Genomic DNA, 18,855 nt, shown 5'->3' on the forward strand with positions numbered 1-18,855 from the left:
ATTACCGCCGCTTCAACTGGTCGGTCAGTTGCGTCGGCAGCCCCTTGATGATCAGGGTGCCGGCGGTTTCGTCGTATTCGATCTTGTCGCCCAACAGGTGGGCCTCAAAACTGATCGACAGGCCCTCGGCGCGGCCGGTGAAGCGGCGGAACTGGTTGAGGGTGCGCTTATCCGCCGGTATTTCCGGGGACAGGCCGTAATCCTTGTTGCGGATGTGATCATAGAACGCGCGCGGACGATCTTCGTCGATCAGCTCGGACAGCTCTTCCAGGCCCATCGGTTCGCCCATCTTGCTCTGACTGCTGGCGTAGTCGACCAAGGTCTTGGTCTTCTCGCGAGCCGATTCTTCCGGCAGGTCTTCGCTTTCAACGAAATCACTGAACGCCTTGAGCAGGGTGCGGGTTTCGCCGGGGCCATCCACGCCTTCCTGGCAACCGATGAAGTCGCGGAAGTACTCGGAAACCTTCTTGCCGTTCTTGCCCTTGATGAACGAGATGTATTGCTTGGACTGTTTGTTGTTCTGCCACTCGGAAATATTGATCCGGGCGGCGAGGTGCAATTGGCCAAGGTCCAGGTGTCGGGACGGGGTCACGTCCAGTTCGGCATTCACTGCCACGCCTTCGCTGTGGTGCAGCAGGGCGATGGCCAGGTAGTCGGTCATGCCTTGCTGATAATGGGCAAACAGCACGTGGCCACCCACTGACAGATTGGATTCTTCCATGAGCTTTTGCAGGTGCTCGACCGACACCCGCGAGAACGCCGTGAAGTCGCTGCCACCGTCGATGTATTCCTTCAGCCAGCCACTGAATGGATGTGCGCCGGACTCGGGATGGAACAGGCCCCATGCCTTGCCCTGTTTGGCGTTATAGCTTTCGTTGAGGTCGGCCAGCATGTTCTCGATGGCCTGGGACTCAGCGAGTTCGGAGTCGCGTGCATGGAGAACAGCGGGCGTACCGTCGGGTTTCTTCTCGATCAGGTGGACGATGCAGTGACGGATCGGCATGGGCTTCTCGGCTGAAAAAGGTGAAGAGCGTGCGGCTCGTTGCAAGGTGCCCAGTGTAACGCACGCATGCGCCTGATGGCCCGGGGCAGGCTGGTTTTCGCCTGCAGCGAGTGTTTGCTGGGTGTTTTTTGTGCAATTAGCATTAAAACCTGACCAAAAGGATAGGTAGAGGCGGATATTTGCCCGGCTCTGTGCTAGTTTTGCGCGGTCTTGCGCACTTAGCGCGTCAAGCATGCAGTTAGCGCACACGTAGGTCGAACCATTACCCGGTTTCAGTATCTACACTTTCGCGATTAATCGTGGCTGCTAGCGGGTGGCCAGGTTCGTTGCCTGGNGTTGCGCTCTGCAATCCAAATGAATTTGATAGGGAAGGAACACCACCATGGCTCTTACTAAAGACCAATTGATCGCCGATATCGCTGAAGCTATCGACGCGCCAAAAACCACCGCGCGTAATGCTCTTGAGCAATTGGGCCAAATTGTTGCCGACCAATTGGAAAACGGCGTGGAAATCACTTTGCCAGGTATCGGCAAACTGAAAGTTGCAGAGCGTCCGGCTCGCACTGGCCGCAACCCTTCGACTGGCGCTGCCATCGAAATCGCTGCCAAGAAAGTTATCAAGTTCGTTCCAGCCAAAGTGCTGACCGACTCGATCAACAAGTAAGCAACCGCTTGCTGTGAAAAAGCCGTGCACCGGTTAACCGGGCACGGCTTTTTTGTGGGCGTCTGATCACAGATCTGTGCTGCACTGCATACTCAAGAGAGGACGCAGAGCGTCCAGAACGGCATGCCGACGCAGAGCGTCGCACGATAGTCGAGGCTAAGGCATGTCGGCGGAGCGTCGTACGGTAGTTGAGATTATCGTTCCTCACGCTCCAGCGTGGGAATGCCTTGCGTGACGCTCCGCGTCACAGATCTGTGCTGCACTGCATACTCAAGAGAGGACGCAGAGCGTCCAGAACGGCATGCGACGCGGAGCGTCGCACGATAATCGAGATTAAGGCCTGCCGACGCGGCGTCGCACGATAGTCGAGATTAAGGCCTGCCGACGTGGCGTCGCACGATCGTCGATGCGGCACGATAGCCTTATCAGTGGGGTGTGCGTTGTGCCTTGTCAAGGAAGGTCCAGGCCACGAAGCGGCTTTGTTTCTGGCCCTGGCCCATCTCGACTACCTTTACTTCAAGCGCGCCGGCTTTTTTCAGGGCGCTCTGGATCGGCGGCAGGTTGGATGCCTTGGACACCAAGGTGCTGAACCACACCACCTGGCCCGGCAATGTGGCGCTTTCCTGGATCAATTGGGTCACGAAGCCAATCTCGCCGCCTTCGCACCACAACTCCTGAGATTGCCCGCCGAAGTTGAGAACCGGCAGCTTGCGCTTGGGATCCGCCTTGCCCAGTGCGCGCCATTTGCGCTGGCTGCCACGTTGCGCTTCTTCCAGCGAAGCATGGAAGGGCGGGTTGCAGAGGCTCACGTGGAAGCGTTCGCTGCTGTCGAGCAACCCGAGCAGGATTTGCTTGCGATTGCCCTGCTGGCGCACGCTGATGGCCTTGCTGAGGCCATTGGCTTTGATGATCGTGGTAGCCGCCGCGATGGCCGTGCTGTCGATGTCCGAACCCACGAACTGCCAGCCATAGTCGCTGTGCCCCAGCAGCGGGTAGATGCAATTGGCGCCGGTGCCGATGTCCAGCGCCTTGATGGATGCACCGCGGGGTATCACGCCTTCATGGTCTTCAGCCAGCAGGTCGGCGAGGAAGTGCAGATAGTCCGCGCGCCCCGGAATCGGCGGGCACAGGTAATCGGCCGGAATGTCCCAATGGGCAATGCCATAGAACGCTTTGAGCAGCGCGCGGTTGAACACCCGTACCGCCTGCGGATTGGCGAAGTCGATGCTTTCCTTGCCGTAAGGATTGAGGATCACGAAGGCTGCCAGTTCGGGGCTGGATTTAATCAGCTTCGCAAAGTCGTACTGGCCCTGATGCCGATTGCGCGGGTGCAAGGTGGCCTTTTCACGCGGCGCAGCAGGTTTGGCTGGCCGCTGAGGCTTCTTGCGCGGTGGTTTGCGTGTATCGGTCATGGATTCGATTGTCAGCCGTGAGGTTGAGTTGCCTGGCTTATTCGCGAGCACGCGAAGTGTCGTCTTCGGCGTGACAGGCCTTGCTCGCGAATAAGTCAGTACAGAAGTTCAGATAACAAAAAGCCAGCCCATAATCGGGCTGGCTTTTCTGGCCACCTTACAGGCTGGCGATGCGTGCGTGTTGCTCGGCCAGCTTGCCCAGTGCCTGTTCGGCTTCGGTCAGCTTGGCGCGCTCCTTGGCGATGACTTCAGGCGGTGCCTTGTCGACGAAGGCGGCGTTGGACAGCTTGCCGCCGACGCGTTGCACTTCGCCTTGCAGACGCTGGATTTCCTTGTCCAGGCGCGCCAGTTCGGCCCCTTTATCGATCAGCCCGGCCATCGGCACCAGCACTTCCATGTCACCGACCAGCGCGGTGGCGGACAGCGGGGCTTCTGCGCCTTCGGTCAGTACGGTCATGGATTCGAGCTTGGCGAGCTTCTTGAGCAGGTAATCGTTTTCGCTCAAACGACGCTGATCTTCGGCGCTGACGTTCTTGAGGAACAGTTGCAGCGGCTTGCCCGGACCGATGTTCATCTCGCCACGGATGTTACGCACGGCGAGCATCAGGCCCTTGAGCCATTCGATGTCGTCTTCGGCCGCCTGATCGATGCGTGCTTCGTTGGCCACCGGCCAGGGTTGCAGCATGATGGTCTTGCCTTGCGCACCGGCCAGCGGCGCGAGGCGCTGCCAGATTTCTTCGGTGATGAACGGCATGAACGGGTGCGCAAGACGCAGCGCGACTTCCAGAACGCGGACCAGCGTGCGGCGTGTGCCGCGCTGACGCTCGACCGGCGCTGTTTCGTCCCACAGTACGGGCTTGGACAGCTCCAGATACCAGTCGCAATACTGGTTCCAGATGAACTCGTACAATGCCTGGGCAGCGAGGTCGAAGCGGAACTGATCCAGTTGGCGGGTCACTTCGGCTTCGGTGCGTTGCAACTGCGAGATGATCCAGCGATCAGCCAGCGACAGTTCGACCGCTTCGCCGTTCTGGCCGCAGTCTTCGCCCTTGTCCAGTACGTAGCGCGCCGCGTTCCAGATCTTGTTGCAGAAGTTGCGGTAGCCTTCGACGCGGCCCATGTCGAACTTGATGTCGCGACCGGTGGACGCCAGCGAGCAGAAGGTAAAGCGCAGGGCATCGGTGCCATAGCTGGCGATGCCTTCGGCGAATTCCTGACGGGTCTGCTTCTCGATCTTTTTCGCCAGTTGCGGCTGCATCAAACCACTGGTGCGTTTCTCTACCAGCGTTTCGAGGTCGATACCGTCGACGATGTCCAGCGGGTCAAGCACGTTGCCCTTGGACTTGGACATCTTCTGGCCCTGACCGTCGCGCACCAGACCATGCACATAGACGGTCTTGAACGGGACTTGCGGCGTACCGTCCTCGTTCTTCACCAGGTGCATGGTGAGCATGATCATCCGGGCGACCCAGAAGAAAATGATGTCGAAGCCGGTGACCAGTACGTCGGTGGAGTGGAAGGTCTCCAGTGCCTTGGTCTTTTCCGGCCAGCCGAGCGTGGAGAAGGTCCACAGGCCCGAGCTGAACCAGGTGTCCAGTACGTCGTTGTCCTGCTGCAGCGCGATTTCCGGCCCCAGGTTGTTTTTCGCCCGGACCTCGGCTTCGTCGCGGCCGACGTAAACCTTGCCGGATTCGTCGTACCAGGCCGGAATGCGGTGGCCCCACCATAGCTGACGGCTGATGCACCAGTCCTGGATGTCGCGCATCCACGAGAAGTACATGTTTTCGTACTGCTTGGGCACGAACGCGATGCGGCCGTCTTCGACAGCGGCAATCGCAGGCTCGGCCAATGGCTTGGTGGAGACGTACCACTGATCGGTCAGCCACGGCTCGATGATGGTGCCAGAACGGTCGCCTTTCGGCACCTTAAGGGCGTGATCATCGACACTGACCAGCAACCCGGCGGCATCGAATGCAGCAACGATCTGCTTGCGCGCTTCGAAGCGGTCCAGCCCGGCGTAGGCGGCAGGCAGGCTGCCATCGACGCTTTCGTTCAGCGTGCCATCGAGGTTGAACACCTGAGCGGCGGGCAATACGTTGGCATTCTTGTCGAAAATGTTCAGCAGCGGCAGGTTGTGGCGTTTGCCGACTTCATAGTCGTTGAAATCGTGGGCCGGGGTGATTTTTACGCAGCCGGTGCCGAATTCGGGATCGCAGTAATCATCCGCGATGATCGGGATGCGGCGGCCTACCAGAGGCAATTCGACGAATTTGCCGATCAGCGCCTTGTAGCGCTCGTCCTGCGGGTTCACGGCGACGGCGGCATCACCGAGCATGGTTTCCGGGCGAGTGGTGGCCACGATCAGGTAATCCAGACCTTCGGCGGTCTTTGCGCCGTCAGCCAGTGGATAACGCAGGTTCCACAGATGACCTTTCTCGTCATGGTTCTCCACTTCGAGGTCGGAAATGGCGGTGTGCAGCTTGGTGTCCCAGTTGACCAGGCGCTTGCCACGGTAGATCAGGCCGTCTTCATGCAGGCGCACGAAGGCTTCCTTCACCGCTTCGGACAGGCCGTCGTCCATGGTGAAGCGCTCGCGGCTCCAGTCGACGGACGAGCCCAGGCGGCGGATCTGACGGCTGATGTTGCCGCCGGACTCGGCTTTCCATTCCCAGATCTTGTCCAGAAACTTCTCGCGGCCCAGTTCATGACGGCTTACGCCTTGCGCTTCGAGACGACGCTCGACCAGCATCTGCGTGGCGATGCCGGCGTGGTCGGTGCCCGGTTGCCACAGCGTATTGCGGCCCTGCATGCGACGGAAACGGATCAGTGCATCCATGATCGCGTTATTGAAACCGTGGCCCATGTGCAGGCTGCCGGTGACGTTCGGCGGCGGGATCATGATGGTGTACGAGTCACCCACGCCTTGCGGAGCGAAGTAGTTCTCGGACTCCCAGGTCTGGTACCAGGAAGTTTCGATGGCGTGCGGCTGGTAAGTCTTGTCCATGCGCGGCGGGAACCTGTGGCATTGATTCGGAAACCGGTAAGTATAGACCTGACGGCCAGCGACAAGCCATAAGTGCCGGGCCACAACTGGCAGATCTGTCAGTAGGCGGCGAGTGGTCCGAGGGTCCGCTGGCGGCTCTGATACGCTCGCAGTCAGTTACCCAAGGTGCAGGTCCCGAGCCAGAAACTTCACTTCTGCTGCTGCGCCAATAGCCGCTCCAGCCTTGCCTCCAGCCGACGCTTGATTTCGTTTTCGATATGCGGGGCGAAGTCGTCGATCACATCCTGCATGATCAATTGCGCGGCTGCGCGCAACTCGCTGTCCAGATGTAACAGTGCATCAGGGTTGGGCTGCGCTTGCGGCTGGGCTGTCTGCTGCACCTGCGGGGCGTGCGCTGTATGGGCATCAGGTGTCAGTGTCGGGATGTCGTCTTCGTCGAAGTCCTGTTGATACGCCGCGTCGGGGCGAGCGCCGACGACATCGAACAACAGGGGAATCTGGCCTTCGGGACGAGCCGTGTCGTTCGACACGGGGGAGTGTGCGGGGTCATCGCCGAGCAGTTGGCGGATCGACTCGAGGTCGTTCAGCAAGTGCGCGGATTCAGCTTTTTTTGAAGTATCCATCGTGTCCTCAAAGGCGCTGCAGTCGGTGATCTTGCGGAGGATAGCCCTGTTCGCGATAAGAACGGAAACTCTCGCGTGCGGCAAGACGTATGGCGGGGTCTTCGACAACGACTTCGGCCACGCGGGCGAAACGTTTGAAGAAGGCCGGAATGCTCAGGTCGAGGTTGACCAGCAGGTCACTGTGTTCGCCCGAGTCGTCGCCCAGGCCCAGTACCACGGCAGCATCGTGATCGCTCTCGGCGTCGCCATGGGGTAGAAACACTTCACCTCTGAAACGCCAGAGCCGGGCATCGAGGTCCTCACGCTGCGCAGCATCGCTGCAATGCAGATAGACCTTGTGACCCAGGCGCCAGGCCTTTTCCGTCAGCTTGCAGGCAAAGTCCAGGCGGGCCGCAGGATCGGCGCTGGGCAGGATGTAGAAGTCGACTTGAGTCATGTGGGTTCCAGAACCGGAGGCGTATCGACTGTGCAGTCGATACGCCAGGGTCTCTTTTTATACGCCGGCGCGGTCGAGCAGGTATTGGGTCAGCAGCGGAACCGGACGCCCGGTGGCGCCTTTTTCCTTGCCGCCGCTCAGCCATGCAGTGCCGGCGATGTCCAGGTGAGCCCAGTGGTAGGCCTTGGTGAAGCGCGACAGAAAGCAGGCCGCGGTGATGGTGCCGCCTTTCGGGCCGCCGATGTTGGCGATGTCGGCGAACGGGCTATCGAGTTGCTCCTGGTACTCATCGAACAACGGCAACTGCCAGGCACGGTCATCGGCCTGTTTGCCCGCGTCGAGCAACTGATTGATCAGCGCGTCGTTATTGCCCAGCAGGCCGGAGGTGTGGCCGCCCAGTGCAACGACGCAGGCGCCGGTCAGGGTTGCGATATCGATGACCGCCTGCGGCTTGAAACGCTCGGCGTAGGTCAGTGCATCGCACAGCACCAGACGGCCTTCGGCGTCGGTGTTGAGGATTTCGACGGTCTGGCCGCTCATGGTCGTGACGATGTCGCCCGGACGTGTCGCGGTGCCGCTCGGCATGTTTTCGGCACAGGCCAGAATGCACACCAGATTGATCGGCAGCTTCAATTCGAGCACCGCACGCAGGGTGCCGAACACGCTGGCAGCGCCGCACATGTCGAACTTCATCTCGTCCATGCCCGAGGCAGGCTTGATGCTGATGCCGCCGGTATCGAAGGTGATGCCTTTACCGACCAGCACGAACGGCTGGTCGCCTTTTTTGGCACCCTGGTAGTTCATGACGATGAGGCGCGGCGGCTGGGCGCTGCCCTGTGCTACCGCGAGGAAAGAACCCATGCCCAGGTCGGCCAGTTTCTTCTCGTCGTGGACTTCCACTTTCAGGTTCTTGTGTGCCTTGCCCAGCGCCTTGGCTTCTTCGCCCAGGTAGGTTGGATGGCAGATGTTCGGCGGCAGATTGCCGAGGTCGCGGGTCAGTGCCATGCCGGTGGCGATTGCCTGAGCGTGAGTCGACGCGCGTTCGACATCGGCCGCCTTGACCTTGTCGGTCAGCAGGGTGATTTTCTTCAGGGCGCGAACTTCGGCCTTCTGGCTCTTGAAGCGGTCGAAGACGTATTCACCGTCGGCCAGGGCTTCGACCAGCAGACGAGCCATGCCATAGGTGTCGCGGTTTTTCACCGCCAGGTCATCGAGCGCGATCGCTGCATCGGTACCGCCCAGGCCCTTGAGGCAGGTGAGCGCTGCGCCGACGAGTTTTTTCAACTGACGGTCCGACAGCTCGTCTTCCTTGCCCGTACCCACCAGCAGCACGCGTTCGGCCTTGATGTTGGGCAGATTGTGCAACAGCAGGCTCTGGCCGACCTTGCCGGCCAGATCGCCGCGCTTGAGGATCAGCGAAATGGCTCCGCCGCTGAGGATATCCACCGTCCTGGCCGCACCGGCCAGTACACGGCTTTCACCCACGGTGACCACCAGCGTTGCGGTTTTCAAGGTTTCTGGGCTTACGCTTTTAACAACCAATTCCATGTGGGGTCCCCGAATAGACGATGAGAGTCGCAATATAAATGTCGTACGCGGCATGGCCTGAGTGTTTTCAGGGGCGATGCCTGCGCTAAGCCTTGCAGTTTGACCCCGCTGCACGACTGCTGACAACCCCGCAGAGCTGCCTGTCTGGCGTCTATGTGCGAACTATCCCCGGTGCGCAGTGACAGAAACACACAATCACAGGATAATGCCGCATATTTTTTGAGGCCCACGCCTTTTTTCGGCGTGAAGCTCTGGTTGCCGTGGCTCACAAATTTTCCCTGTTTGGCTGCCTGAGCCTGACAACTCTGGAGTGTCTGGTTTGATTGTCTTCCGTTATCTGTCCCGAGAAGTGCTGCTTACCTTGAGTGCGGTCAGCGCCGTACTGCTGGTCTTCATCATGAGCGGACGCTTCATCAAGTACCTGGCGCAGGCCGCATCCGGTGCACTCGATCCGGGCGTACTGTTCCTGATCATGGGCTTCCGCCTGCCGGGCTTTCTGCAGGTCATTCTGCCCCTTGGCCTGTTCCTCGGCATCCTCATGGCGTACGGACGCCTGTACCTGGAAAGCGAGATGACCGTGCTGGCCGCCACCGGCATGAGTCAGCAGCGTCTGCTGGCCATCACCATGGGGCCGGCCACGCTGGTCGGTCTGCTGGTTGCCTGGCTGAGCTTCAGCCTGGCTCCGCAGGGCGCTACGCAGTTTTCGCTGCTGATCAATCAGCAGGACGCCATGACCGAGTTCGACACGCTGGTGCCGGGCCGTTTTCAGGCGCTGCGCGACGGTACGCGTATCACCTACACCAAGGAGCTGTCGGAGGACCGCTCGCAACTGGCCGGTGTGTTCATCTCTGAAAAGCGCATGTCCAGCGACAAGAGCAAGGACAACGGCATCACCGTGCTGGTCGCGGAGAAGGGCCACCAGGAGGTACGGCCCAACGGCAGTCGCTTCCTGATCCTCGAGAACGGCTATCGCTATGACGGCAATCCCGGGGCGGCCGACTATCGCGTGATCAAGTACGACACCTACGGGGCGATGCTGCCCAAGCCGGAAATCAGTGAAGAAATCACCGACCGTGAAGCCATTCCGACCAGCGAGCTGATCGGCAACCCGGCACCGCGTTCCGTGGCCGAGTTGCAGTGGCGTATTTCGCTGCCGCTGTCGGTGTTCATCGTGACACTGATGGCCATTCCGCTGTCACGGGTCAATCCGCGTCAGGGCCGTTACCTGAAACTGCTGCCGGCGATCCTGCTGTATATGTCGTACCTGGCCATTCTGATTTCGGTGCGCAGTTCGCTGGAGAAAGGCAAGCTGCCACTCAGTCTGGGGATGTGGTGGGTGCATGCCATCTACCTGTCCATCGGCCTGTTGCTGTTCTATTGGGAGCCTCTGCGTCTGAAGATGGCGAGTCGTCGCAGCGTCACGGAGGTGACTCGTGGTCAAGCTTGATCGATACATTGGCAAAAGCGTCCTGCTGGCGATTCTCGCGGTTCTGGGCATCATTCTGGGTCTGGTCTCGCTGTTCGCGTTCATCGACGAGATGGGCGATATCAGCGACACCTACACACTGGCGGATGCCCTCAGCTACGTCATGCTGACGGCGCCACGTCGTGTCTACGACACCTTGCCGATGGCCGCCCTGATCGGTTGCCTGATCGGTCTGGGTACGCTGGCCAGCAGCAGCGAGCTGACCATCATGCGTGCGGCGGGCGTGTCCATCGGGCGCATCGTCTGGGCGGTCATGAAGCCTATGCTGCTGCTGATGATCGCGGGCGTGCTGGTCGGCGAATACGTCGCTCCCTATGCCGAGAACCAGGCTCAGGCCGCGCGCTCGCTGGCGCAGGGCTCAGGTGATGCGCAGAGCGCCCGTCATGGTCTGTGGCACCGCCAGGGCGATGAGTTCATCCACATCAACACGGTACAGCCCAATGGCCTGATGCTCGGTGTGACACGTTATCGTTTCGACGATCAGCGCCACATGCTGACTTCCAGCTTTGCCAAAGAGGCCAACTTCAAAACCGATTACTGGGAATTGAAGGACGTCACCACCACGCACTTCAATGACGGCAGCACCAAGGTCATCAACACCCCGGTCGAGCGTTGGGACGTGGCGCTGAGCCCACAACTGCTGAGCACGGTGATCATGCCGCCCGAGTCGCTGTCCATCAGCGGCCTCTGGAGCTACGCGCATTACCTGGCTGATCAGGGCTTGAGCAATGGCCGCTACTGGCTGGCATTCTGGACCAAGGTCCTGCAACCGGCGGTGACCGTCGCATTGGTGCTGATGGCGATCTCGTTCATCTTCGGCCCGCTGCGTTCGGTTACGCTGGGGCAGCGGGTGTTCACCGGTGTGGTGGTCGGTTTTACCTTCCGCATCATTCAGGACCTGCTCGGTCCATCGAGCTTGCTGTTCGGCTTCCCGCCTTTGCTGGCAGTGCTGCTGCCTGCCGCCGCCTGTGCGCTGGCCGGGGTACTTCTGTTACGCCGCGCCGGGTAATGCATCCGCCTTATTGAAAAAAGCCGACCCTTGGGTCGGCTNGAGCCCTGCAAATCCCGCATGCAAAAAAGCCCCTGGCATCGCTGCCAGAGGCTTTCTTGTATCTGCGTGGGTGCGTCGTTATCAGCCTTCGGCTTGAACTTCGTCAGCCTGCATGCCTTTCTGGCCCTGCACCGCAACGAAGGTAACTTTCTGACCTTCTTTCAGGCTCTTGAAGCCGTTACCCTGAATGGCGCGGAAGTGTACGAACAGATCCGGCCCGCTCTCAGGAGTGATAAAACCAAAACCTTTTTCGTCGTTGAACCACTTGACGGTACCGCTCTGACGTTCAGCCATTTTCTTATTTCCTTGACGCTTGACTTGAATTGGTTACAGCCTCTTTCGTATGAAAGAGCACTGGGGCTGGTTGCAGGAAGTAAGAAACGTAGAACGGGTTGTAGCAAACCTAGAGCTACTGCCCAGGTCCAGATTCGGCGACCCATGCAAACACAGTTCGGAAACTCTACGCCAAGTCCCGTTACAAATACAACCCCCTTGCTTGGCACCCTGTTTCCGGGGCTTTGGCCTTGTATGCGTAGTGTTTGCGCCGCGTGCACGGTGATTGATCCGTCATAACATTTTGCACTTTATAGGTGCATTTTTTGCATATATGACAGGCTGTTCACGTGTTCGAAATACTGACGAAACACTGCTGGGGAACAGCGCTTCAGCAACACCGAAGTGTTGCTGTTTTTTTGACGCCGCTATTTAACCGCGGAAGTAACGTTGCGCAACAAAAGGCATTTTTGCGACGAGCATGGGGACTCTCTTGCCGCGCACCATTGCCCAGACAGGTGTATTCAGCGCCGTGTAATCGTTATGCAGATAACCCATGGCCAGCGGCCCGGTCAGCGACGGCCCAAAACCGCCGCTGCATACGGTACCGATAACAGCGCCCTGTTCATCGACGATCTCGGTACCTTCACGCACGGGTGTGCGCTCCTGGGGGAGCAGGCCGACTCGCTTCTTGCTGACGCCGTTCTGTTGCTGGGCAAAGATTCGCTCGGCGCCCGGAAAGCCGCCTGCACGCGCACCGTCGGCGCGACGCACTTTGGAAATGGCCCACAACAGACTGGCCTCGATCGGCGAGGTGTGTGTGTCCATGTCATGGCCGTACAGGCACAGACCGGCTTCCAGTCGCAGCGAATCACGTGCGCCCAGACCGATCGGTGCCACTTCCGGCTCATCCAGGAGGCGGCGTGCCAGGGCTTCAGCCTGTTCGGCAGGCACTGAAATTTCATAGCCGTCTTCACCGGTATAACCCGAGCGACTGACATAGCATTTGACGCCGAGCAGCGTGACGCTGGTGAACTGCATGAAGGTCATTTTGGCAACTTCCGGGGCGAGGCGTGCCAGTACGGTCACCGCGGCCGGCCCTTGCAGCGCGAGCAGGGCGCGTTCTTCGAACAGTGGTTCGATCTTGCAATGCCCGGCCAGGTGCTTGCACAGGTGCGCCAGATCCTGATCCTTGCAGGCCGCGTTGACCACCAGCATCAACTGGTCGTTGCCAAGATTGGCCACCATCAGGTCATCGAGAATGCCGCCGTTCTCGTCGGTGAACATCGCGTAACGCTGCATGCCGACCGGCAGGTCAATGATGTCCACCGGCACCAGGGCTTCGAGTGCCTTGGCCGCGTCCGTACCGGTGAGGCGAATCTGGCCCATGTGCGAGACATCGAACAGACCGGCCTGTGCGCGGGTGTGCAGGTGCTCTTTCATTACGCCAGCCGGGTATTGAACAGGCATGTCGTAACCGGCGAAGGGCACCATCTTCGCGCCGAGTTCGCGGTGCAGGGCGTGCAGGGGAGTGGTCAGCAGTGATTTTGTGGACATGTTCGATTCCTTGTTGAGCGGGCCGTGCCAATGGCACTGCCTGTGCGCGCAGCGCGATCAGGCAATGCCAGGCGGGGCTGTCACGCTTCCTGATAGTTCTCGATGGACGGGCAGGCGCAGACCAGGTTGCGGTCGCCGAAGACGTTGTCGACACGACCGACCGGAGGCCAGTACTTGTTCTCGATCAACGAATCGACCGGGTACACCGCCTGTTCGCGGCTGTAAGGATGGCTCCACTGGCCGACGATTTCGGCAGCGGTATGCGGCGCGTTTTTCAGCGGGTTGTCATCCTTGTCCAGGGTGCCGTTTTCAACTGCGCGGATTTCTTCGCGGATCTTGATCATGGCATCGCAGAAGCGGTCCAGTTCTTCTCTGGATTCACTCTCGGTCGGCTCGATCATCAGCGTCCCGGCGACCGGGAACGACATGGTCGGGGCATGGAAGCCGAAATCGATCAGGCGCTTGGCCACGTCGTCGACGCTGATGCCGCTGCTGTCCTTGATCGGGCGCAGGTCTAGGATGCACTCGTGGGCGACCAGACCATTGCTGCCGGTGTAGAGCACCGGGTAATGCTCCTCCAGGCGGCGCGAGATGTAGTTGGCGTTGAGAATCGCCAGTTGCGAAGCGCGTTTGAGGCCGTCACCGCCCATCATGCGGATGTACATCCAGGTAATGGGCAGAATGCTGGCGCTGCCGAACGGTGCTGCGCAGACCGCGCCTTCCTTGCGCTCCATGCGTGCATGGCCGGGCATGAACGGGGCGAGATGGGATTTGACGCCGATCGGGCCAACGCCCGGGCCGCCACCGCCGTGGGGGATGCAGAACGTCTTGTGCAGGTTGAGGTGCGACACGTCGCCGCCGAACTTGCCCGGAGCGCAGAGACCAACCATGGCGTTCATGTTTGCGCCATCGATGTAGACCTGGCCACCGTTGTCATGAACGATGCCGCAGATTTCGCGAATGCCTTCTTCGAACACGCCGTGGGTCGACGGGTAAGTGATCATGATTGCCGCAAGCTGGTCACGATGCTGAATGGCCTTGGCGCGCAGGTCTTCGATGTCGACGTTGCCGCGTGCATCACAAGCAGTCACTACGACGCGCATACCCGCCATGTTGGCAGTCGCCGGGTTGGTACCGTGCGCCGAGGACGGGATCAGGCAGATGTCGCGATGTTCATCGCCACGGCTCTGGTGATAGGCGCGGATCGCCAGCAGTCCGGCGTATTCACCCTGTGAACCGGCGTTCGGCTGCAGCGAGATCGCGTCATAACCGGTGGCCGCACAGAGCATGGCCTCCAGTTCGTCGGTCAGTTGCTGGTAACCGGCGCTTTGCTCGGCCGGAGCAAACGGGTGCAGGTTGCCGAACTCGGCCCAGGTCACCGGGATCATTTCGCTGGCAGCGTTGAGCTTCATGGTGCACGAGCCCAGCGGAATCATGGTGCGATCCAGCGCCAGGTCCTTGTCGGCCAGTTTGCGCAGGTAGCGCATCAGCTCGGTTTCCGAGTGATAGCGGTTGAACACCGGGTGGCTGAGGATCGCTGACTGACGCAACAGCCCGGCCGGCAGACGCGATTGCACGCTGTCTGCCAATGCGGCGAAGTCCGGCAGGCTCTGGCCTTCGCTGGCGAAGATTGCCCACAGGGTTTCGACGGCCGACTGCGAGGTGGTTTCGTCCAGCGACAGACCCAGACGCTGGTCATCGATTTCGCGCAGGTTGATGTGCCTGGCGCGTGCGGCGGCATGCAGTGCAGCGGTTCTGCCGCCGGTGTGCAGGGTCAGGCTGTCGAAGAAAAATGCCTGCTCGGCCTTCAGGCCCAGGCTGCTCAGGCCTTCAGCCAGAATTGCGGTCAGGTGGTGAACGCGATTGGCGATCTGTGTCAGGCCGCGCGGACCATGATAGACCGCGTACATGCTGGCGATGTTGGCCAGCAGCACCTGCGCGGTGCAGATGTTGCTGGTGGCCTTCTCGCGACGAATATGCTGTTCGCGGGTCTGCATGGCCAGACGCAGGGCCTGCTTGCCGTGACGATCTACCGACACGCCGACCAGACGGCCGGGCATGTCACGTTTGAAGGCATCGCGGGTCGAGAAGTAGGCCGCATGCGGGCCACCGAAGCCCAGCGGCACGCCGAAGCGTTGCGCGCTCCCGATTGCCACGTCAGCGCCGAATTCGCCTGGCGGGGTCAGCAGGGTGAGGGCCAGCAGGTCGGCAGCCACGGCGACCAGTGCATTGGCCGCGTGGAAGCGCTCGACCAGCTCGCGGTAATCGAATACGTCACCATTGCTGGCCGGGTATTGCAGCAGCGCGCCGAAGTAATCGCTGACATCGCCCAGCTCGTGCTCGTCGGCTACGACCACGGTGATGCCCAGCGGCTCGGCGCGGGTACGCAGCACGTCGAGGGTCTGCGGGTGGCAGTGGCTGGACGCGAAAAACTGTTGGCTAGCCTTGTTTTTGCTCAAGCGTTTGCAAAAGGTCATTGCCTCGGCTGCCGCGGTGGCTTCGTCGAGCAGAGAGGCGTTGGCAATCGGCAGGCCGGTGAGGTCGCTGATCAGTGTCTGGAAATTGAGCAGTGACTCCAGGCGGCCTTGGGAAATTTCTGGCTGATAGGGCGTGTAGGCGGTGTACCAGGCCGGGTTTTCCAGCAGGTTGCGCAGGATCGGTGCTGGCGTGTGGGTGTTGTAGTAACCCTGACCAATGTAGGTCTTGAACAGCTGATTCTTGCTGGCGATGGCCTTGATGGAGGTCAGCGCATCAGCTTCGCTCTGCCCGGCAGGCAGGTTCAAAACGCTGGTGCCCTTGATGCTTTCCGGAATGACGCTTTCGCTCAGCGCATCGATGGAATCGAAACCCAGTGTTTGCAGCATGGCCTGCTCATCGGCCGCCCGGGGGCCAATGTGACGGGCGATGAATTCGTTGGCAGTGCTCAGTTCAATACGGTCAGTCATGGCGTGCTCCTCAGGCTTCGGCGTTGGCTTTGATCAGGCGGTCGTAGGCGTCCTGATCCAGCAGGCCGTGAATGGCGTTGGCATCTTGTGGAACGAAGCGGAAGAACCAGCCCGCACCGAGGGCATCTTCATTGACCAGCTCCGGTGTGGCGTCGAGGGCGGAATTGACCTCGACGACTTCACCGTCCAGCGGCATGTTGATGCTGCTGGCCGCTTTCACCGATTCCACCACTGACACTTCAGCGTGTTGAGTGTAGGCCTGTAATTCCGGGAGCTGCACGAAGACCACATCGCCCAGCGATTCCTGCGCGTAGGGCGTAATGCCGACCGTCACGCTGCCGTCGGTTTCGGCACGCAGCCATTCATGGTCAACGGTGAATCGCAAATCGCTCATACAAACTCCTAGGAGAACAGGGCTCGCGCAGCACGCGAACAATATGAGATATGGCTTAGCAATTTAGCGGCCATGTTTTGTTTTTTTAATTAAATCAAAGGGTTGTATGTTTTTTAGCTGAGCCTGTAGATCTTGGGTGTAGCGAAAACGCTACAGTCGTCAGGTATTTGAAAATACCTGACTGATCAAGGCCTTGATACGCACGGAATGAAGTGTTTTGGAGTGAAATCGTTACAGTGGAGCGTTTTCGTTACGAATGGGTTGCAGTGAGTGCATCCATCCCGAAGTGGTCATCGTTTTCAAGCAGGTCGGACGCATCGGTCGCGCGTCACCCTTTACTTGACGCAGCTTTCTTTTCCGGTGAGCACAAAAATGTTTCGAGCTCTTCAAGCGGCAGCGGCTTGCTAATCAGATAACCCTGGATTTGATCGCAGTGGTTTTCCCTCAGGAACGCCAGTTGTTCCGGGGTTTCCACACCCTCGGCGATCACCTGCAGGTCGAGGCTGTGAGCCAGCTCGATGATGGCTCTGGCAATGGCCGCGTCCTGTGGATTGCTGGTCACTTCACGAATGAATGCGATGTCGATTTTAAGCTTGTCGATAGGAAAGCGGCGCAGGTACGCCAGACTTGAATAGCCGGTGCCGAAGTCATCGATGGAAATACTCACGCGATTGGCCCGCAACGCTCCCAGGGTGGCGATGGTGTGCGTGGTATTTTCCATCAGCGAACTTTCTGTCAGTTCGACCTCAAGCCACTGCGGCGCAACATTGTGTTTTTCGAGGGCCTGACGAATGTCGGCCACCAGGCTGCTGCTGGAAATCTGTTGCCCCGAAATGTTGACCGCTACCTGAAACAAGCCCAGCCCGGAGCGTTGCCAGCGCGCGATCTGCGCGCAGACGCTGTCGACCACCCAGTTGCCGACTTCACCGATCAGGCCGAGGCTTTCCAGCACAGGAACGAATACAGCGGGCGAAACGCCTTGATGGCCTGGGCGTGGCCAGCGCAACAGCGCCTCAAGCCCGCATATGCGGTCGTTGTTCAGGTCCAGCTTGGGTTGGTAGACGATTTCGAAGGACTGATTACGCACGGCTTCGCGCAGGGCAGCCTCAAGGTCCAGGCGTGCCGAAACATCGGCGTTCATCTGCGGCGTATAGAACCGGTAGTTGTCCGGGCCGATTTTTCGGGCGCTGTTCATGGCGGTGTAGGCGTGTCTGATCAGCTCGCGTGAGTCTTCGCCGTCCTCCGGGTACAGCGCAATACCGATGCTGGCGGTCATGACCAGGCTCTGGCCTTCTATGTGGAAGGGCGCTCGCAATGCGTTGCGGATGCGCTCGAGCGTTTGCCGGGTATCCGCCTGGCCGGGACGGAGCATCAGAATCAGGGCGAACTGATCGCCGTCCACGCGGCCAAGGGTGTCGCTGGCATTCAGGCAGTTCGACAGTCGGCGGCTGACTTCCAGCAGCACCTCATCGCCCAGCACATGCCCCCAGGTTTCGTTGATGTTCTTGAAACCGTCGATATTGACCGTCAGGGCCGCCAGCTTCCAGCGACTGATGGCCGCCTGGGTCATGCCCATTTGCAGGCTGGTAAAAAACAGGTCCCGGTTGGGCAGGCCGGTCAGCGTGTCGTAGTGGGCCATGGTCAGCAGGCGTTGGTCGCTTTCCTTGCGCCGGGTGATGTCGCGCACGATGCCGACGATGACCCAGTCCTCGCCGGTGCGGTACGCCTGGCGATGGATTTCGACCTCGACATCCCGGCCACTTTTGTCGCGAATCTGGGTTTCCAGTGGCTCGCTGGGGCCTTTGCCGGCAATGATCTGGTCGTACACGACCTCAAGCTGCTCCATGGACGTTTCGCCCAGTTCGGCAGGCGTCTTGTGTGACAGTTCCTCAGCGGTGTAGCCGAGCAACTGGCAGGCGCGGCGGTTGAATTCGATCAGGCTCATGGTGTTGCGGTTGATCAGGAAAATCGCGTCTTCGGAAGCGTCCATCACCGTGCGAAAGCGCTCGAGATCGATGGTGCGCTGCTGCAATTGGTCTTCGAGGATCAGGCTGTGGCTTTTCAGGTAGTCGCCAAAGGACTTGAGGCGCAGCAGATTACGCACACGCAGCCACAGTTCGGCGCTGTCCACAGGCTTGTTGAGGTATTCCTCGGCCCCGGCCTCCAGTCCCGAGAGGCGGGCACTCTGCTCGTCGAGAGCCGAGAGCATGATGATCGGTATATTGGCGGTGCCCTTTTCGGCCTTGAGCTGGGTGGCGACTTCATAGCCGTCCATGCCCGGCATCATGATATCGAGCAGGATCAGGTCGGGTGCCTGTTGTTTGACCATGGCCAGCGCCAGCTCGCCTGATTCCGCCGTCAGTGTCCGATAACCCTGGTTCTGCAAGAGCACCTCCAGCAGGTCCCGGACATGGACGTCGTCATCGATGATCAGGATGGTCGCGGCGCTCTGGGTCATA

The 18,855-nt window shown here is 59.9% G+C and carries 14 protein-coding genes; 3 read left to right on the plus strand and 11 right to left on the minus strand.

Going from position 1 to position 18,855, the window contains the following annotated elements:
- Position 1 precedes the first annotated feature (1 nt).
- Positions 2-1,003 carry a nucleoid-associated protein YejK gene (gene yejK / locus AO388_RS10115; RefSeq protein WP_003365349.1) on the minus strand — a complete coding sequence of 334 codons (1,002 nt, stop codon included), beginning with the start codon at positions 1,001-1,003 and terminating at the stop codon, positions 2-4.
- 382 nt (positions 1,004-1,385) lie between these two features.
- Here yejK and AO388_RS10120 point away from each other — a divergent pair, with 382 nt between their 5' ends.
- Positions 1,386-1,667 (plus strand): HU family DNA-binding protein, encoded by a 282-nt coding sequence (locus AO388_RS10120; RefSeq protein WP_002552279.1) that lies wholly within the window; start codon positions 1,386-1,388, stop codon positions 1,665-1,667.
- Between the two features lie 425 nt (positions 1,668-2,092).
- On the opposite strand, the gene rlmF is transcribed toward AO388_RS10120, so the two are convergent.
- From rlmF to AO388_RS10145, 5 genes are all read right to left on the minus strand, one after another.
- Positions 2,093-3,079, minus strand: coding sequence for a 23S rRNA (adenine(1618)-N(6))-methyltransferase RlmF (rlmF, locus tag AO388_RS10125; protein WP_054080680.1), 987 nt, complete (start codon positions 3,077-3,079; stop codon positions 2,093-2,095).
- A 157-nt stretch (positions 3,080-3,236) separates the two neighbouring features.
- Positions 3,237-6,083 carry a valine--tRNA ligase gene (locus AO388_RS10130; RefSeq protein WP_003365344.1) on the minus strand — a complete coding sequence of 949 codons (2,847 nt, stop codon included), beginning with the start codon at positions 6,081-6,083 and terminating at the stop codon, positions 3,237-3,239.
- Positions 6,084-6,271: 188 nt separating this feature from the next.
- Positions 6,272-6,706, minus strand: coding sequence for a hypothetical protein (locus AO388_RS10135; RefSeq protein ID WP_058416391.1), 435 nt, complete (start codon positions 6,704-6,706; stop codon positions 6,272-6,274).
- 7 nt (positions 6,707-6,713) lie between these two features.
- Entirely contained in the window at positions 6,714-7,142 is a 429-nt protein-coding gene (locus AO388_RS10140; protein WP_002552284.1) for a DNA polymerase III subunit chi, read from the minus strand.
- Between the two features lie 57 nt (positions 7,143-7,199).
- The gene (locus tag AO388_RS10145) at positions 7,200-8,690 is read right to left on the minus strand and encodes a leucyl aminopeptidase (RefSeq protein WP_003365340.1); all 1,491 of its coding nucleotides are present in this window, start codon (positions 8,688-8,690) and stop codon (positions 7,200-7,202) included.
- A gap of 319 nt (positions 8,691-9,009) precedes the next feature.
- On the opposite strand from AO388_RS10145, the gene lptF reads away from it, so the two are divergent.
- Positions 9,010-10,137, plus strand: coding sequence for an LPS export ABC transporter permease LptF (gene lptF / locus AO388_RS10150; RefSeq protein ID WP_003316899.1), 1,128 nt, complete (start codon positions 9,010-9,012; stop codon positions 10,135-10,137).
- Complete coding sequence (gene lptG / locus AO388_RS10155) at positions 10,124-11,185, plus strand: LPS export ABC transporter permease LptG (protein ID WP_003433604.1); 1,062 nt, start codon at positions 10,124-10,126, stop codon at positions 11,183-11,185. Before lptF ends, lptG begins: the two co-directional genes overlap by 14 nt.
- Positions 11,186-11,308: 123 nt before the next feature.
- Here the strand turns inward: lptG and AO388_RS10160 are convergent, their stop codons facing one another.
- From AO388_RS10160 to AO388_RS10180, 5 genes are all read right to left on the minus strand, one after another.
- Positions 11,309-11,521, minus strand: coding sequence for a cold-shock protein (locus AO388_RS10160; RefSeq protein ID WP_003365337.1), 213 nt, complete (start codon positions 11,519-11,521; stop codon positions 11,309-11,311).
- A gap of 411 nt (positions 11,522-11,932) precedes the next feature.
- Positions 11,933-13,057: a glycine cleavage system aminomethyltransferase GcvT gene (gcvT, locus tag AO388_RS10165; protein WP_058416392.1), complete on the minus strand. Its 1,125-nt coding sequence runs from the start codon at positions 13,055-13,057 to the stop codon at positions 11,933-11,935.
- Between the two features lie 80 nt (positions 13,058-13,137).
- Positions 13,138-16,002, minus strand: coding sequence for an aminomethyl-transferring glycine dehydrogenase (gcvP, locus tag AO388_RS10170; RefSeq protein ID WP_058416393.1), 2,865 nt, complete (start codon positions 16,000-16,002; stop codon positions 13,138-13,140).
- Between the two features lie 10 nt (positions 16,003-16,012).
- Positions 16,013-16,396 carry a glycine cleavage system protein GcvH gene (gcvH, locus tag AO388_RS10175; RefSeq protein WP_044309187.1) on the minus strand — a complete coding sequence of 128 codons (384 nt, stop codon included), beginning with the start codon at positions 16,394-16,396 and terminating at the stop codon, positions 16,013-16,015.
- Positions 16,397-16,724: 328 nt separating this feature from the next.
- On the minus strand, positions 16,725-18,854 hold the full coding sequence (locus tag AO388_RS10180) for a putative bifunctional diguanylate cyclase/phosphodiesterase (protein ID WP_058416394.1): 2,130 nt from the start codon (positions 18,852-18,854) through the stop codon (positions 16,725-16,727).
- Between the last annotated feature and the right edge of the window lies 1 nt (position 18,855).

Source organism: Pseudomonas sp. ICMP 10191 (assembly GCF_001467335.1).
Lineage (GTDB): Bacteria > Pseudomonadota > Gammaproteobacteria > Pseudomonadales > Pseudomonadaceae > Aquipseudomonas > Aquipseudomonas cerasi.

Bases quoted from the DNA above. Each gene is read 5' to 3' on its own strand.
- yejK (WP_003365349.1), bottom strand. From the start codon at position 1,003: ATGCCGATCCGTCACTGCATCGTCCACCTGATCGAGAAGAAACCCGAC.
- AO388_RS10120 (WP_002552279.1), top strand. From the start codon at position 1,386: ATGGCTCTTACTAAAGACCAATTGATCGCCGATATCGCTGAAGCTATC.
- rlmF (WP_054080680.1), bottom strand. From the start codon at position 3,079: ATGACCGATACACGCAAACCACCGCGCAAGAAGCCTCAGCGGCCAGCC.
- AO388_RS10130 (WP_003365344.1), bottom strand. From the start codon at position 6,083: ATGGACAAGACTTACCAGCCGCACGCCATCGAAACTTCCTGGTACCAG.
- AO388_RS10135 (WP_058416391.1), bottom strand. From the start codon at position 6,706: ATGGATACTTCAAAAAAAGCTGAATCCGCGCACTTGCTGAACGACCTC.
- AO388_RS10140 (WP_002552284.1), bottom strand. From the start codon at position 7,142: ATGACTCAAGTCGACTTCTACATCCTGCCCAGCGCCGATCCTGCGGCC.
- AO388_RS10145 (WP_003365340.1), bottom strand. From the start codon at position 8,690: ATGGAATTGGTTGTTAAAAGCGTAAGCCCAGAAACCTTGAAAACCGCA.
- AO388_RS10160 (WP_003365337.1), bottom strand. From the start codon at position 11,521: ATGGCTGAACGTCAGAGCGGTACCGTCAAGTGGTTCAACGACGAAAAA.
- gcvT (WP_058416392.1), bottom strand. From the start codon at position 13,057: ATGTCCACAAAATCACTGCTGACCACTCCCCTGCACGCCCTGCACCGC.
- gcvP (WP_058416393.1), bottom strand. From the start codon at position 16,002: ATGACTGACCGTATTGAACTGAGCACTGCCAACGAATTCATCGCCCGT.
- gcvH (WP_044309187.1), bottom strand. From the start codon at position 16,396: ATGAGCGATTTGCGATTCACCGTTGACCATGAATGGCTGCGTGCCGAA.
- AO388_RS10180 (WP_058416394.1), bottom strand. From the start codon at position 18,854: ATGACCCAGAGCGCCGCGACCATCCTGATCATCGATGACGACGTCCAT.